Here is a 15,205-nt window from a genome sequence, read left to right on the forward strand (position 1 = left end):
TTCGGCAAGCGCGGAGAATTGGACATTTTGTCCCAATGGTCGCGGCGCCTGGCGGGCGCGTCCGTCCGGCGTAGCGCTATCCTGATTTAGCGAGGAAGCATGTCGAGTATCACGCACGATTCGCAAGCGCCTTTCCCTTCACTCAGCTCCAGCGACGATCGACCGCATTCGCCGGTCGCCCCGGGCGAAATCGCCACCGGCGTCGTCATCGGACGGGCCTCCGAGTACTTCGACTTCTTTGTCTACGGCATCGCCTCGGTGCTGGTCTTCCCGTCGGTATTCTTCCCGTTCGTCGGGCGGCTGGAAGGGACGCTGTACGCCTTTACCATCTTCGCGATCGCCTTTTTCGGGCGGCCACTCGGTACCGCGCTGTTCATGGCGATCCAGCGGCGCTGGGGCCGCGGCGTCAAACTGACCGCCGCGCTGTTCCTGCTGGGCTGCTCGACGGTCGGCATCGCCTTCCTGCCGGGCTATGCCTCGCTCGGCGAGAACGCGATCGTGATGCTGGCGGTGTTCCGCTTCCTGCAGGGCGTGGCCTTCGGCGGCTCCTGGGACGGCCTGCCGTCGCTGCTGGCGCTGAACGCGCCGCCCGACCGCCGTGGCTGGTACGCAATGCTGGGCCAGCTCGGCGCGCCGATCGGCTTCCTGGTCGCCAGCGGACTGTTCCTGTACCTGCACGCCAACCTGGCGGCCGACGACTTCCTGGCCTGGGGCTGGCGCTATCCGTTCTACGTGGCCTTCGCCATCAACGTGGTCGCGCTGTTCGCCCGGTTGCGCCTGGTGGTGACCGAGGAATACACGCGGCTGCTGGAGGAAGGCGAGCTCGAGCCGATCAGCACGCGCGAGATGGTGCGCGGCCAGGGCTACAACATCTTCATTGGCGCGTTTGCCGCGCTGGCCAGCTATGCCCTGTTCCACCTGGTGACGGTGTTCCCGCTGTCCTGGCTGGCGCTGCAGGCGACCCAAAGCGTCAACAGCGTGCTGAAAGTGCAGATCGCCGGCGCGCTGGTCGGCATCGTCGGCACCATCCTGTCGGGCTGGATCGCCGACCGCATCGGCCGGCGCACCACGCTGGGCCTGCTGGCGACGCTGATCGGCGTGTTCAGCCTGTTCACGCCGATGCTGCTCGGCGGCGAGGAGGCGGGGCAGGACCTGTTCATCCTGATCGGCTTCCTGCTGCTCGGCCTGTCGTATGGCCAGGCTTCGGGCACCGTGACCTCGAACTTCGAGCGGCGCTTCCGCTATACCGGCGCGGCGCTGACCTCGGACTTCGCCTGGCTGTTCGGCGCGGCCTTCGCCCCACTGGTCGCGCTGGGCCTGTCGGTCAAGTTCGGCCTGGTCGCGGTCAGCATCTACCTGCTGTCGGGCGTCGCGTGCACGGTGCTGGCCCTGCGCATCAACCGCGCGCTGGAAACACGCGACTGACGCACGGTTGAACGCCGCGCGTTGAAACCGGCGCGGCGGCTCCAGCCGCCGCGCTTCATCGTTCCGCCCCCGCCGCGACCGGCCGTCCGTGGCGGGGCGCCGCAATCCGCTGCTGCGACATTCCGCCTTCCGCGCCCCTCTCCCTATATATATAGCGGTGGGCCGAAGGACCGCCCTCCCGGGCGCCGGCATTGGCAAACGCCCTCGCCGCCAGCACAATCTCCCTGTCGCCACTCTCGCTTCACACCATGCCATTCCTGGCAGAACATCACGACTGTTCCGGCTGGCACGGCGAAATGGCCGAGCGCATCCGGGCGTTCGACTGGTCCACCACCGAGCTGGGCCCGATCGACCGCTGGCAGCCCAGCCTCGGCGCCGCGGTTCGGCTGCTGCTGGCCTCGCCGGTGCCAATGGTGTTGTTGTGGGGCCGACCGGGCTACATGATCTACAACGATGCCTACGCCGTGTTCGCCGGCGGCCGGCATCCCTATCTGCTCGGCTGTCCGGTCGAACTGGGCTGGCCCGAAGTGGCCGACTTCAACCGGCACGTGATGCAGACCTGCCTGGCCGGCGGCACGCTGTCCTTCCGCGACAAGGAACTGGTGCTGCTGCGCAATGGACGTCCCGAGGACGTCTGGATGGACCTGTACTACAGCCCGGTGTCCAACGACGATGGCGCCCCCGCCGGCGTGCTGGCAGTGGTGGTCGAAACCACCGAGCGCGTGCTGACCGAGCGCTGGCGGCAGGAAGCCGAGAGCGCGCTGCAGCAGGCCAACGAACGGCTGCAGCTGGCGCTCAATACCGGCGCGGTGCTCGGTACCTGGGTCTGGGACATCGCCTCCGATACGCTGACCGGCGACGAACGCTTCGCCCGCACCTTCTCGGTCGGACTGGCACAGGCGATCCAGGGCGTGCCCCGCACGATCATCAACGCGGTGATCCACCCGGACGACATCGAGGAACTGGCCAGGCTGACGGATGAAGCGATCCGCACCGGCGCGCCCTTCCGCGCCGAATACCGGATCCGGCGGGCTCACGACAGCTATCTGTGGGTTCAGGCCAACGGCCAGTGCGAGTTCGACTCGCATGGCGAGCCCTACCGCTTCCCCGGCGTGCTGATCGACATCGACGAGCGCAAGCTGGCGGAGCAGGCGCTGCGGCAGCTGACCGAGACGCTGGAAAAGCGTGTTGCCGATGCGATCGCCGCGCGCGCGCTTGCCGAGGGCCAGCTGCGGCAGGCGCAGAAGATGGAGGCGATCGGCAACCTGACCGGCGGCATCGCCCACGACTTCAACAACGTGCTGCAGGTCATCAGCGGCAATCTGCAGATGCTCGCCGCCGAGGCCGGCGACAACCCGATCGCGCAGGGCCGCATCGCCACCGCCGCCAACGCGGTGCGGCGCGGCGCCAAGCTGGCCTCGCACCTGCTGGCCTTCGCGCGGCGCCAGCCGTTGTCGCCGGCGGTGATCCACCCCGGCCGGTTGATCGGCGGCATGGCCGAAATCCTGCACCGCGCGCTGGGCGAATCGCTGAAGGTCGAAACGCGGACGCCCGACGATCTGTGGAACGTGAAGGCGGACCGCAACCAGCTCGAGAACGCGCTGCTCAATCTGGCCATCAACGGCCGTGACGCGATGCGCGGCGGCGGCACACTGACGATCTCGGCCGCCAATGTCGTGCTCGACGGCGCGTCATCGCCCGACCCGGATGCCGATACCTGGACCGGCAATGCGCCGGAGCGGCCGGAGGGTGATTATGTCGTCTTCCGCGTGGCCGACACCGGCACCGGCATGACCGCCGACGTGCTGGAGCACGCCTTCGAGCCCTTCTTCACGACCAAGGCCGATGGCCACGGTACCGGCCTCGGCCTGAGCATGGTGTTCGGCTTCGTCAAGCAGAGCGGCGGCCATATCGCGATCCAGAGCACAGTCGGCCGCGGCACCACGGTGCAGATGTTCTTCCCCCGCTGCCTCGAGGCCGAAGCGCCCGAGACGGCGGAGCAGGAGCCGGCGCCCGTCGGCGGCGGCGAGACCGTCCTGGTGGTCGAAGACGACCCCGATGTGCGGATCACCGCGGTCGAGATGCTGGCGCAGCTCGGCTATCGCGTGCGCATCGCGCCGAACGGCGATGCCGCCTGGTCGCTGATCGACAGCGGGATCGGCATCGACCTGCTGTTTACCGACGTGATCATGCCCGGCACCATCAAGGGCGGCGAACTGGCGCGGCGCGCGGCGCAGCGGCGGCCGCCGATTCCGGTGCTGTTCGCCTCCGGTTATACGCGCGACGAGATCTTCCACCTCGGCAAGCTCGACGACGGCGTGACGCTGCTGAACAAACCCTATCGGCGCGACGATCTGGCGCGGGCGGTGCGGACCGTGCTGGACGCCCATCGGCGCACGAGCGGCCCGGCGCCTGCGCAGTCGCCGCAGGTCCGGCGCGATGGCATGGCCGCCGCCGTATTGCTGGTCGAAGATGACGTCCCCTCGCGCGAGGCGCTGCAAGAGGTGCTGCTGGGTTTCGGGCTCGACTGCGCCGCGGCGGGATCGGCGGAGGAAGCGCTGCTGCTGGCCGATGGCCGGCGCTTCGACGTGCTGCTGACCGATATCACGCTGCCCGGCATGGCCGGCGACGCGCTGGCCGTGGCGCTGCGCGCGCAACAGCCGCATATCGACGTGGTGCTGATGACCGGCTATGGCGCGGGCGCGGACCTGCAGGAGCCGATCGCCGGGGCGCGCGTGCTGGGCAAGCCGATCGATCTATCGACGTTGCGGCGGGAGCTCGGCCCGTGGATGGGGGACATCGAGGCGGTGCAGTAGTCCGGGCGTCATCGTCAGTACCGTCGGTGCCGTCGATATCCTCCGCATCGACATCCTCCCGCGATCTAGCGCGGCGGCGGCCGCCGCTTGTACCAGGCATAGCCGGGCTCGACATCGGCCGCCCCGGGATGTCCGACGCTATACGGATTCTCCGACACCATCGTCACGAAACCGACCGGCTCACCGGCCCGCTGCCGCGCCCGCAGCGCCTCGCAACGCGCCAGCACCGCGGCGAGCTGGTCCGAGCCGTAGTCCTCGGCATGCGCCGTCGGCACGCCTTCGGCGTCGTAGGTGGTCCAATAGACTTTGTACATCTGTTGTGAATGCAGCGGCGGCGCCATCGTTGCGCCACACCTGTCGCCATCTTGGTCGTCGACAATCGATCTGTCACGTTGCAACGCGTCGAGCGCTACTCAGGCGGCTCCAATTGTGAACGACTGCAAAGAGTGCGCTTTGAGTCATGACATTGCCGTAAGCGGCACCTAGAATCCTCCCGCACGCTGCGACCTGTCGGACGTCGCCCCCGCGTGTCCGTGCGGCGCGCCATATTCAATCGGGAGAAGGAACCATGCACTTCAAGCGCCCCCTTGCCGAAGCCTTCGGCACGTTCTGGCTGGTATTCGGCGGCTGCGGCTCGGCCGTCCTGGCGGCCGCCTTTCCGCACCTGGGCATCGGCTTCGCCGGCGTCTCGCTGGCCTTCGGCCTGACCGTGCTGACGATGGCCTATGCAGTAGGACCGGTATCGGGATGCCATCTGAATCCGGCCGTGACGGTCGGCCTGGCCACCGCGGGTCGCTTCCCGTGGAAGGAAGCACCGGTCTATATCGTGGCGCAGGTAATCGGCGGCGCGCTGGCCGCGCTGGTACTGCTGCAGCTGATGGATGCCAAGCCGGGCTTCGACGTGACCGTCAGCGGCCTGGCCGCCAACGGCTTCGACGCCGGCTCGCCGTCGGGCTTCGGCATGATGCCGGTGTTCGCGACCGAGGTCCTGGCGACCTTCTTCTTCGTGCTGATCATCCTGGGCGCGACAGCAAAACGCGCGCACGGCGCGCTGGCGCCGCTGGCGATCGGCCTGTGCCTGACGCTGATCCACCTGGTGACGATTCCGGTGTCGAACACCTCGGTCAATCCGGCCCGCTCGACCGGACCGGCGCTGATGGTGGGCGGCATGGCGCTGCATCAGCTGTGGCTGTTCTGGATCGCGCCGATCGTCGGCGCCATCCTGGCCGGCGTGGTTGGCCGCATCCTGTATAGCGACGACGAATAAGTCGCGACACTCGAGTCGCGACACTCGAGTCCCTACGCTCCAGTCGCGACTCTCGAGCCGCAACACGCGACCGGCAGCGCACGCCGCCGGTCGCCGCGGGATCGTCAGGCTGCCAGGCGCTGCTCGCGCTTGGCGACGATCTCGGCCCAGGCCTGCTCCAGGCCGACATGACCCACGAAGCCACCGGCCGACTTCGCCTCCCCTTCCGCCTCGATCGCGTTGGCGAAACGCACCGCCGGATCCTGTTGCAGCTTCCGATAGAGCCGATCCAGGTTCGGATAGTCCGCCCGGTTCACCACGCCGTGATAGTCCGTCCAGCGCGCGATGCCGGCGAAGTAGGCATCGGCCAGCGTGCGCCGATCGCCCAGCAGCCACGGACGATCGCCGAGCATCGCCTCCAGCTGCGCATGCGCCTTCTTGACCTTGATCGTGCCGAATTCGCGCAGCACCGCCTTGGTGGTGTCGTCGCTGGCGTGCTCGTACAGATGCCACAGCGGCACGAAGGCGTTGAAGAAGGTCGTATTCAGGTAGGCCAGCATCTGGTTGAGCCGGTCGAATTCCGGCGTCCCCTGGGCAAAACCGAGCGAGCCATCGATGCCGCGCGCGCCGATCCAGTTCAGGATCGCCATGCTTTCCGTCACGATTGCCCCGCCATCGGTAGCCAACGCCGGCGTTTCGCCCACCGGGTTGATCCGGCGGAAGGCGTCGCTGGTGACGACCTCCGGCATCTCGATGCGGGATAGCCGATACGGCTGGCCGAGCCATTCGAGCGCGACGATCGAACCGAACGAGCATCCCGACGGCACGCCATAGAAGAGGATGGGGGTCATGTTGTTTCTCCAGTTGAAGGACCCGGGCATCGGGTCGATGGAGAGACTATAGATTTGTGGACATTGAAGCGGTAGTCGGCAAAAATTCAACGCAATGTCCATACGGATGGACTTTATTGCGCCACTGCCGCTCCCATGCTGAACCTGAACGACCTCTCGCTGTTCGCCGCCGCCGTCGAACATGGCGGCTTCGCCGCGGCCTCGCGCCAGCTCGGCATTCCGAAGTCGACGCTGAGCAAGCGCGTCGCCGAGCTCGAGCAGCGGCTCGGTGCGCGGTTGATCCATCGCAGCTCGCGCAGCTTCACGCTGACCGACGTCGGCCGCGCCTTTCACGAGCACGCCCGCGCGGCGCTGATCGAGGCCGAGGCCGCGCACGACGTGGTGCGCCAGCGCGCCGCGGAACCGAGCGGCACGGTCAGGCTGACCACCTCGGTGCCGGTCGCGCAGCAGACGTTGGCGCCGCGCCTGCCGGAACTGGCCCTCGCCTACCCGAAGCTGCATATCCAGCTGGACGTGTCGGACCGCTTCGTCGATGTCGCGCAGGAAGGCTATGACCTCGCGATCCGCAGCCACTTCGCGCCGCTGCCCGACTCCGAGCTCGTGCAGCGGCTGCTGTCGACCGAGCCGATCGTCCTGGTCGCGTCGCCGCGCTATCTCGCCGCGGCCGATCCGCTGCAGACACCGGAGGCGCTGGCCGGCCATGACGGGCTGCTGACGCGGCCGATGGCCACCAGCTGGCGGCTGCATCGCGATGACCGAACCCTGACCGTCACCCCGCGCCCCCGCATGACCGCCAACGAATCGACCGCGCTGCTGGGCGCGGTCACGGCCGGTCTGGGCGTCGCGTGCCTGCCGCTGTCGGTATGCCGCTCGGCCCTGCAAAGCGGCGACATCGTGCGGGTACTGCCCGACTGGACCGCCGGCCACGTGATGACGTCGGTCGTGATGCCGCATCGGCGCGGTCAGCTTCCGGCGGTACGGGCGGTCGTTGAATTCCTGGCCAAGTGTTTTGCCGAGGAATGAACGGTCGGCCAGGCGCTCGTTTCAGCCCGAGACCTCCGCCTGCCTGCGCACCCACGCCACCGCCCTGCCCAGGAACGGCGACGCGTCCCCTGCCCGATAGCTCATGATCACCGGCGACACGAAGCCCGGCGCATCGATCGGACAATAGCGGACGTCGTCCCGGTGCAGCCGCTGGACCGACGATGGCACCAGCGTGATGCCCAGCCCCGCGGCGACCAGGCCGAGCGCGGTCTGCAGCTCGTTGGCTTCCTGCACCACGCGCGGCTGCAGTCCCTGGGCGCGGAACAACGACAGCACGTGGTCCGCATAGCTGGGCCGCGGACGCGCGGGATAGAGGATCAGCCCGCGCCGCGCCAGTTCGGCCGGCGCCATCGGACTATCGCCATCGCCTCCGACGCGGCCACGGCCACCGCCATTGCCGCCTTCACCTTCACGCGGGGCGGCCCGCGCCGGCAGCGCCGCGACCAGCGGCTCCGCCATCACGACCTGCTGCACGATGGCGGGGTCGCTCAGCGCCAGCCGGCCGAAGCCCAGGTCGATGCGGCCGGACTTCAGCGCCTCGAGCTGCTGCACCGAGATCATTTCCGTCAGGCCCACCTCGACCTCGCTCTGGTCCGCGCGCAGTTCGCGGATCAGGTCCGGCAGCACGCCATAGAGCACCGACGGCACGAAGCCGATGCCGAACCAGCGCTTCTCGTTGCGGCCGATGCGCCGGGTGCCCTCGATCATCTCGTCAAGCCGCTGCGTCAGCTGCAGCGATTGCTCGAGCAGGAAGCGTCCGGCCTCGGTCAGCCGCAGGCCGCGGCCGACGCGCTCGAACAGCGGCACGCCCAGTTCATCCTCGAACTGGCGGATCTGGCGCGACAGCGGCGGCTGCGCGATATGCAGCAGCGCGGCCGCGCGCGTCACGTTGAGCTCGCGCGCGACGGTCTGGAAATAGCGCAGATGGCGCAGTTCCATGGTGGCCTCCTTGAACCGGAATCCATACCTCACAGGTATGGAATCAGACATCATCGGTCTTGGACAGCGCATTGGTCAAGCCGCATACTGGGCCACGAACCCTCAATCCAATCCCTCAGGTATGGCAACCACCATCACATCCGTCGACGCGATCCTGGTCGACCTGCCCACCATCCGCGCGCATCAGCTGGCCATGGCGACCATGCAGCAGCAGACGCTGGTCATCGTGCGGCTGCGCGCCAGCGACGGCATCGAAGGCATCGGCGAGGCCACCACGATCGGCGGCCTGTCCTATGGCGAGGAAAGTCCCGAAGGCATCAAGCTGACCATCGATACCTATCTGGCGCCCGCACTGATCGGTCAGGACGCCGCCAATATCCATGGCGCGATGGCGCGGCTGAACAAGGTCGCGCGCGGCAACCGCTTCTCCAAGTCGGCGCTGGAAACCGCGCTGCTCGACGCGCAGGGCAAGCGGCTCGGCGTGCCGCTCGCCACGCTGCTCGGCGGTACGGTGCGCGACGCGCTGCCGGTGCTGTGGACGCTGGCCAGCGGCGATACCGCCCGCGATATCGAGGAGGCCGAGCGCCTGCTGGCCGAGCGCCGCCACGACACCTTCAAGTTGAAGATCGGCCGCCGCGCGGTGCGCGACGACGTCGCCCATGTCGCGGCGATCAAGCGCGCGCTGGGTGACCGCGCCCGCGTGACGGTCGACGTCAACCAGGCCTGGAACGAGGCCGACGCGGCCACCGGCGTCGCGATGCTGGAGGCGGCCGGCATCGACCTGATCGAGCAGCCGATCGCACGGGAGAACCGCGTCGGGCTGGCGCGGCTGGCGGCGCGCTTCGTCGTGCCGATCATGGCCGACGAAGCAGTGACCGGGCCGGAGGACGCGATGGAACTGGCACGCCTGGGCGCGGCCGATGTGTTCGCGCTGAAGATCGCCAAGTCGGGCGGCATCTTTGGCATGCTGCGCACCGCCGCGGTCGGCGATGCGGCCGGCATCGCGCTCTATGGCGGCACCATGCTCGAAGGCAGCGTCGGCACCATCGCCGCGGCGCACGGCTTCTGCACGCTGCCGCAACTGGCCTGGGGCACCGAGCTGTTCGGGCCGCTGCTGCTCAAGGACGACGTGGTGGTCGAACGTCCAGGCTATCGGGACTTCGCGCTGCGGCTGCCCGACGGCCCCGGCCTGGGTCTCGCGCTCGACGAGGACAAGCTCGCGCATTACCGGCGCGATCGCGCATAGCACCGACAACAACGACATGATGGCCACGTAACGGCCGCACCACGCCCGTGTAAGCGCCGCACCACAGCCGCATCACCGCTGGATAACGCCACCGAGATGCGCCGAACGCGCGCCGGGCACCCTGGTTTCGAACTTCACGAAGGAACGGAGACAATGAAGTCGCTCACTCTCGCCACCGTGGTCCTCGGCCTCGCCGCGGCCCTCGCCACGCCGGCCGCGCAGGCCGCCTACCCCGAACGTCCGATCCGCTGGATCGTCCCCTTCCCGGCCGCCGGCGCGATGGACAATATCGCCCGCACGCTCGGCGAGGAGATGTCGCAAACGCTGGGGCAATCGATCGTGGTGGAAAACCGCCCCGGGGCCGGCGGCAATATTGGCGCCGAGCTGGTCGCGCGCTCGCCCGCCGACGGCTACACGATGCTGATCGTCGCCAACGGCATGGCGGTCAATCCGGCGCTGTACCGCAAGCTGAGCTACGACCCGATCAAGGATTTCGCGCCGGTATCGCTGCTGGCCGTGGTGCCGAACGTGCTGGTCGCCAACAAGGCCAAGACCAGCGCCAAGACCGTGCCGGAGGTGATCGCCAGCGCGAAGAGCCAGCCGGGCAAGTACACCTACGCGTCGGCGGGCAACGGCACCTCGATCCATCTGGCTGGCGAACTCTTTACGTCGATGGCAGGCGTCGAGCTGCTGCACGTGCCCTACAAGGGCAGCGGCCCCGCGGTCACCGACCTGCTCGGCGGCCAGGTCGACTACATGTTCGACAGCATCACGTCCGCCAAGCCGCATATCGATGCGGGCAAGCTGACGGCGATCGCGGTGACGACCAGCAAGCGCTCGGCCACGCTGCCCAATGTGCCGACCGTGGCAGAGGCCGGGCTGCCGGGCTACGAGTTGTCGCCATGGTTCGCCGCCTTCGTGCCGGCCGGCACGCCGCCCGCGGTGGTCGAGTCGCTGAACCGCGCGATGGTCGAGGCGCTGCGCAAGCCCGCAGTGCAGAAGCGCCTCGCGGCGATCGGCGCCGAGCCCATCGGCAGCACGCCGGCCGAGCTGAAGCAGCATCTGGCGAAAGAAACCGACAAATGGGGCAAGCTGATTCGCACGCGGGGGATTCGGGCGGATTGAACTGGATCTCCCGTGTGCCCTCTGCCGCCGCAGCGGGCTTCCCTCTCCCCCGGAGCAGGCCCGCGATCTTCTCCCTCCCCCCCGGAGCAGGCCCGCGGTCTTCTCCCCTCTCCCGCCATGCGGGAGAGGGGTTGGGGGAGAGGGAAAGGGCGGTGGCGATACGAAGGTGCTCGCTTGCGCGAGTGCCTTGCCCTCTCCCCCACCCCTCTCCCACGCGTGGGAGAGGGGAGCCGATGGCGGGCCGTGGCGTGACGTTCGGCGCTGCCTGCCTCCCAGCCTCTCCCACGGCGTGGGAGAGGGGAGCCGATAGCGGACCGTGATGTTACGTTTGGCGCTGCCTGCTGTCCCCGCCTCCCAGCCTCTCCCCTCAAGTTTTTCTACCAACTGCCGTTGTCTGACATCGACCCCCGAAGCAATCGTCAGCGAACGGGCGGCAACACAAGAGCGAAGAGCGAATACGCAGCACGCGCGCGGGACGTCCGCGGGCGTGGCGTTGTTCGCCGCGATTCAATGTCCATCAGGTAGAAGAAATGAAAAACTTGGGAATAGGTGCACGCCTTGGCATCGGCTTTGGCGTGGTATTGCTGCTGTCCACGCTGATGACCGGACTTGGCATCCTGCGGTTGCAGCAGGTCGCGGAGCGCACGCATGACATGATGCAGCAGCCGCTGGCCAAGGAACGGCTGGTCAGCGACTGGTACCGCTACATGCATACCAGCGTGCGCCGGACCACCGCGGTGGCCAAGAGCTCCGATCCGACGCTCGGCGCGTTCTTCGCGAACGAGACCAAGAACTCGGTCAAGGCGATTGCCGATCTGCGCGACAAGATCGAGCCGCTGCTGAGCACCGACGCCGAGAAGCAGGCGTTCCAGACCATCCTGCGCGTGCGCGAACCGTACAACGCCTCGCGCGACAAGATCACCAAGCTCAAGCAGGAAGGGTTGACCGACGAGGCCAACACCGTGCTGGAGAAGGAATTCGTGCCGGCCGGCGACGCCTATCTGGGCGAGATCCAGAAGCTGCTCGACATCCAGCGCGCCAGCATCGACGCCACCGCGCGCGACATCAACGCGGTCTACCAGACCGCGCGCAACCGCCTGATCGGACTGGGCGTGCTGGTGCTGGGTATCGGCATCGCGTTCGCGGTCTGGCTGACCCGCGGCATCACCCGTCCGCTGCATCGCGCTGTCAGCATCGCGCGAACCGTCGCCGCCGGCGATCTGAGCGCCCGCATCGACGTCGACAGCAAGGACGAAACCGGCCAGCTGCTGCAGGCGCTGGCCGAGATGAACGGCAACCTGCTGCGCATCGTCAACGAGGTTCGCCTCGGCACCGAGGCCATCGCCACCGGCACCAGCCAGATCGCCGTCGGCAATACCGACCTGTCGCAGCGCACCGAGGAACAGGCCGCTTCGCTGCAGGAGACCGCGTCGAGCATGGAGCAGCTGACCAGCATCGTCCGGCAGAACGCCGACAACGCCAAGCAGGCCAGCCGCCTCGCGGTCGACGCCTCCGACATCGCCGTCAAGGGCGGCGATGTGGTCGGCCAGGTGGTCAACACCATGGACGAGATCCACGGCGCGTCGAAGAAGGTCACCGACATCATCGCGGTGATCGAGAGCATCGCCTTCCAGACCAATATCCTGGCGCTGAACGCCGCGGTGGAAGCCGCGCGCGCCGGCGAACAGGGCCGCGGCTTCGCGGTCGTCGCCGGCGAAGTGCGCAGCCTCGCGCAGCGCAGCGCCACCGCCGCCAAGGAGATCAAGTCGCTGATCGACGATTCGGCCGAGCGCGTCGAGAAGGGTTCGCAGCTGGTGTCGGAGGCCGGTCAGACCATGGAAGAGATCGTCGGCGCGGTCAAGCGCGTCACCGACATCATGGGCGAGATCAGCGCGGCGTCGGCCGAGCAGAGCGCCGGCATCGAGCAGGTGAACCAGGCCGTCACGCAGATGGACACCGTGACGCAGCAGAACGCCGCGCTGGTCGAGCAGGCCGCCGCCGCGGCCGGCTCGCTGGAAGAACAGGCCAAGCGCCTGAAGCAGGCGGTGTCGACGTTCCGCCTCGGTACGGCGCAACTGGCAGCGTGATTCGCCGGAACGACCGATGAAACGGGCCGCGAAATGCGGCCCGTTTTGCTTTGCTGGACTCAATAAATGCACCAATCCTTGTCAAAAGTACCTGCCTGACGGACATGCCATCCCGGACGCATCGGCTATCGCACCGTGGCGCGGATCCTGCGTGGCTGCGCGGTGCAGCCCGAACATCAGGCTGCATACCGCAGCACATCTCGGCACATCCCAGCACCTGGCAGTACATCCCAACCGGAGGATCTGCAATGAGCATCTTTGGCGAAATCCTGAACAGGCTGCGCGGCAAGGCGCGGCCCGAGCCCTCCACGCAGGCGTCGACACAGGCCCAGCAGCCGCAGACCGGCACCGCGGGCCAGCCTCAGACCGGCGCTGCCGGGCAGGCGCAGGGCGCTGCGCCGCCGGCCACGGCGCCGGTGACGGCGGGCGTCGGCGGCGGCAATACCACTGCCGGCGCAACGGCCGGCGGCACCGCAACCGGTGCCGCGCAGGCGCCGCTGTCGGAGGTCGACGTCGAGAAGATTCTCGACGACCTCGCACAGCATAGCGGCCAGAAGCTGAACTGGCGCACGTCGATCGTCGACACGATGAAGGCGCTGGGGCTGGACAGCAGCCTCGAGCATCGCAAGGAGCTTGCGCGCGAGCTGCAATACAACGGCGACATGAACGACTCGGCCGCGATGAACACGTGGCTGCACAAGCGCGTGATGCAGGAACTGGCGCGGAACGGCGGCAAGCTGCCGCCGGAATTGCGGGACTGACGTTTCGCGTGAAAGCGAGGGAGCGCGATCCCCTCCTTCTTCTCTCCTCGTCGCCCCCGCGAAGGCCGGGGGTCTAGCGGCTTGCATCAGCAGAGAGCAAAGACGCCTGGTCCCCGCGTTCGCGGGGACGACGGGATACGCTGCGGCCTCTACCGCCAGTTCGTCTGCGGATCGAGCGGATAGACGGGCCGCGCCACGCGCTGGAACGGAAAGCGCTCGTAGCGCGAGCTGGTCACGCCCTCCCCATCGCACTCGACCACGGCACGGGCGATCGGCACGAACACCGGCCGGCAGTACATCCGCGATTTCAGCAGCAGGAAGCGCGCGCGATGCGGATCCACGCCGATATGCGTGAAGATGCCGAGGTCCCAATGCTCCTGCGGCGTCTCGACGATCACGATCTGCGCGGCGCCGATATCAAGCAGCGCGCTGCGTCCCATGCGGATGCGCTGGCCGGTATAGGTGGGGCCGCTGATCACGTATTCGCCGTCGCCGAGCGCGGCCACCTTGCCGGTCAGGGGCTTCGACTGCGGATAGACGCCGAGCTGGGTCAGCGCCACCTTGTCGCCGACCGGCAGCGTCACCGTGGCGCCGACGCCGGCGGCGATCAGCGCGGCCACCGCCTCTGGATCGCAGACCGGCCCGACCGCGATGCCGGTCAAGCCCTGTGCCAGCGCTTCGTGCAGCACGGCCATGTTGTCGCAAGTGCCGCCGGACATGCAGTTGTCGCCGTGGTCGAGCAATAGCAGGGGGCCCTCGCCCGGCGCGTCGGCAAGTTCGGCCGCGCGTGCGATCGATTGCGCCAGCGGCTCGCTGTCGTAGACGAAGCCGGCGCGGTCGTCCCAGATCTGCTGGGCAATGCGTTGCGCGACCGCGTCTGCGGCGGCGGCATCGCCGTCGCCGACGACGATCACGCTCAGGCAAGGCGCCGCGATATCGGCCAGGCCGAAGCCGGCCAGCACCGAAACCGCCAGCATGCCTTGCACTTCCGCCTCCCTGGCGAGCGCCACCGCGCGCTGCATCGCGCCCTGATCGGTGCGGCTGCACAGCGTATGCGTCAGCAGCGGCAGGCGGCGCCAGGCCACCACCGGTTTCGTGCGGCCCGCGATATGGTCGAGCAGCAGCCGGCCCGCGTGCTCGCCGGTCTCGTACATGTCGACGTGCGGATAGGTCTTGAAGCTGACCGCCACGTCGACGTGGTCGATCAGCTTCTGCGTGATATTGCCATGCAGGTCCAGCGCGACCGCGATCGGCTTGTCGGGCAGTACCGCGCGCAGGCGTTCGAGCAGGTCGCCCTCGCCGTCGTCGCTGTTCTCGGCCACCATCGCGCCGTGCAGGTCCAGCATCACCGCATCGCAGCCCGGCGCGGCCTCGACGATCGCGTCGCACAGCGCGGTATAGGCCTGCGCCGCGACGCGGCCGCTGGGATTGGCGCCGGCGATCACCGGCACGACGATCTCGGCGCCGGCCGCTTCGGCCAGCTCGATGAAGGCGCCGGCCGCGGTGCGCGTGCCGCGCGCGGCGCGATAGCCGTCCTCGCCATAGCGCGGGTCGAACGAGGCCAGCGGTGTGGGCACCGGCGAGAAGGTATTGGTCTCGTGATTGAGGCGGGCGATCAGGATTTTCATCGCTTGGGTCCGGGTCGGTGCGGTGTGGGTCGGAGGC

General features: G+C 68.2%; 12 protein-coding genes. 8 read left to right on the forward strand and 4 right to left on the reverse strand.

The annotated features are described in order from the left end of the window. Positions 1-99 precede the first annotated feature (99 nt). Together LRR16_RS07025 and LRR16_RS07030 are read left to right on the forward strand one after the other, a co-directional pair. Positions 100-1,425 carry an MFS transporter gene (locus LRR16_RS07025; protein ID WP_006576073.1) on the forward strand — a complete coding sequence of 442 codons (1,326 nt, stop codon included), beginning with the start codon at positions 100-102 and terminating at the stop codon, positions 1,423-1,425. Between the two features lie 248 nt (positions 1,426-1,673). Further along, positions 1,674-4,241: a response regulator gene (locus LRR16_RS07030; protein WP_232205326.1), complete on the forward strand. Its 2,568-nt coding sequence runs from the start codon at positions 1,674-1,676 to the stop codon at positions 4,239-4,241. A gap of 65 nt (positions 4,242-4,306) precedes the next feature. On the opposite strand, the gene LRR16_RS07035 is transcribed toward LRR16_RS07030, so the two are convergent. Next, positions 4,307-4,555, reverse strand: a complete 249-nt coding sequence (locus tag LRR16_RS07035) for a hypothetical protein (protein ID WP_043442297.1) — start codon at positions 4,553-4,555, stop codon at positions 4,307-4,309. Between the two features lie 254 nt (positions 4,556-4,809). Between LRR16_RS07035 and aqpZ the strand changes: the two genes are divergently transcribed. Next, entirely contained in the window at positions 4,810-5,508 is a 699-nt protein-coding gene (gene aqpZ, locus LRR16_RS07040) for an aquaporin Z (protein ID WP_006576070.1), read from the forward strand. A 104-nt stretch (positions 5,509-5,612) separates the two neighbouring features. On the opposite strand, the gene LRR16_RS07045 is transcribed toward aqpZ, so the two are convergent. Continuing rightward, the gene (locus tag LRR16_RS07045) at positions 5,613-6,338 is read right to left on the reverse strand and encodes a glutathione S-transferase family protein (RefSeq protein ID WP_232205327.1); all 726 of its coding nucleotides are present in this window, start codon (positions 6,336-6,338) and stop codon (positions 5,613-5,615) included. A 135-nt stretch (positions 6,339-6,473) separates the two neighbouring features. On the opposite strand from LRR16_RS07045, the gene LRR16_RS07050 reads away from it, so the two are divergent. Next, entirely contained in the window at positions 6,474-7,361 is an 888-nt protein-coding gene (locus LRR16_RS07050) for a LysR substrate-binding domain-containing protein (protein WP_232205328.1), read from the forward strand. A gap of 21 nt (positions 7,362-7,382) precedes the next feature. On the opposite strand, the gene LRR16_RS07055 is transcribed toward LRR16_RS07050, so the two are convergent. Further along, a complete protein-coding gene (locus LRR16_RS07055) occupies positions 7,383-8,321 on the reverse strand; it encodes a LysR family transcriptional regulator (RefSeq protein WP_064574183.1) in 939 nt (312 codons plus the stop codon). Positions 8,322-8,442: 121 nt separating this feature from the next. Between LRR16_RS07055 and LRR16_RS07060 the strand changes: the two genes are divergently transcribed. From LRR16_RS07060 to LRR16_RS07075, 4 genes are all read left to right on the forward strand, one after another. After that, positions 8,443-9,567, forward strand: a complete 1,125-nt coding sequence (locus LRR16_RS07060) for a muconate/chloromuconate family cycloisomerase (RefSeq protein ID WP_232205329.1) — start codon at positions 8,443-8,445, stop codon at positions 9,565-9,567. 153 nt (positions 9,568-9,720) lie between these two features. After that, complete coding sequence (locus tag LRR16_RS07065) at positions 9,721-10,692, forward strand: tripartite tricarboxylate transporter substrate binding protein (protein WP_232205330.1); 972 nt, start codon at positions 9,721-9,723, stop codon at positions 10,690-10,692. A gap of 530 nt (positions 10,693-11,222) precedes the next feature. Continuing rightward, positions 11,223-12,779: a methyl-accepting chemotaxis protein gene (locus LRR16_RS07070; RefSeq protein ID WP_064574190.1), complete on the forward strand. Its 1,557-nt coding sequence runs from the start codon at positions 11,223-11,225 to the stop codon at positions 12,777-12,779. A gap of 248 nt (positions 12,780-13,027) precedes the next feature. Beyond that, on the forward strand, positions 13,028-13,540 hold the full coding sequence (locus LRR16_RS07075) for a DUF3597 domain-containing protein (RefSeq protein ID WP_232205331.1): 513 nt from the start codon (positions 13,028-13,030) through the stop codon (positions 13,538-13,540). Between the two features lie 149 nt (positions 13,541-13,689). Here LRR16_RS07075 and LRR16_RS07080 read toward each other — a convergent pair whose 3' ends face one another. Then, positions 13,690-15,168 carry a M81 family metallopeptidase gene (locus tag LRR16_RS07080; RefSeq protein WP_232205332.1) on the reverse strand — a complete coding sequence of 493 codons (1,479 nt, stop codon included), beginning with the start codon at positions 15,166-15,168 and terminating at the stop codon, positions 13,690-13,692. Positions 15,169-15,205 lie beyond the last annotated feature (37 nt).

Source organism: Cupriavidus sp. UGS-1 (genome assembly GCF_021213615.1).
Classification (GTDB): domain Bacteria; phylum Pseudomonadota; class Gammaproteobacteria; order Burkholderiales; family Burkholderiaceae; genus Cupriavidus.

Excerpts from the sequence above, each read along its gene's own strand:
- LRR16_RS07025 (WP_006576073.1), top strand. The coding sequence starts at position 100 with ATGTCGAGTATCACGCACGATTCGCAAGCGCCTTTCCCTTCACTCAGC.
- LRR16_RS07030 (WP_232205326.1), top strand. The coding sequence starts at position 1,674 with ATGCCATTCCTGGCAGAACATCACGACTGTTCCGGCTGGCACGGCGAA.
- LRR16_RS07035 (WP_043442297.1), bottom strand. The coding sequence starts at position 4,555 with ATGTACAAAGTCTATTGGACCACCTACGACGCCGAAGGCGTGCCGACG.
- aqpZ (WP_006576070.1), top strand. The coding sequence starts at position 4,810 with ATGCACTTCAAGCGCCCCCTTGCCGAAGCCTTCGGCACGTTCTGGCTG.
- LRR16_RS07045 (WP_232205327.1), bottom strand. The coding sequence starts at position 6,338 with ATGACCCCCATCCTCTTCTATGGCGTGCCGTCGGGATGCTCGTTCGGT.
- LRR16_RS07050 (WP_232205328.1), top strand. The coding sequence starts at position 6,474 with ATGCTGAACCTGAACGACCTCTCGCTGTTCGCCGCCGCCGTCGAACAT.
- LRR16_RS07055 (WP_064574183.1), bottom strand. The coding sequence starts at position 8,321 with ATGGAACTGCGCCATCTGCGCTATTTCCAGACCGTCGCGCGCGAGCTC.
- LRR16_RS07060 (WP_232205329.1), top strand. The coding sequence starts at position 8,443 with ATGGCAACCACCATCACATCCGTCGACGCGATCCTGGTCGACCTGCCC.
- LRR16_RS07065 (WP_232205330.1), top strand. The coding sequence starts at position 9,721 with ATGAAGTCGCTCACTCTCGCCACCGTGGTCCTCGGCCTCGCCGCGGCC.
- LRR16_RS07070 (WP_064574190.1), top strand. The coding sequence starts at position 11,223 with ATGAAAAACTTGGGAATAGGTGCACGCCTTGGCATCGGCTTTGGCGTG.
- LRR16_RS07075 (WP_232205331.1), top strand. The coding sequence starts at position 13,028 with ATGAGCATCTTTGGCGAAATCCTGAACAGGCTGCGCGGCAAGGCGCGG.
- LRR16_RS07080 (WP_232205332.1), bottom strand. The coding sequence starts at position 15,168 with ATGAAAATCCTGATCGCCCGCCTCAATCACGAGACCAATACCTTCTCG.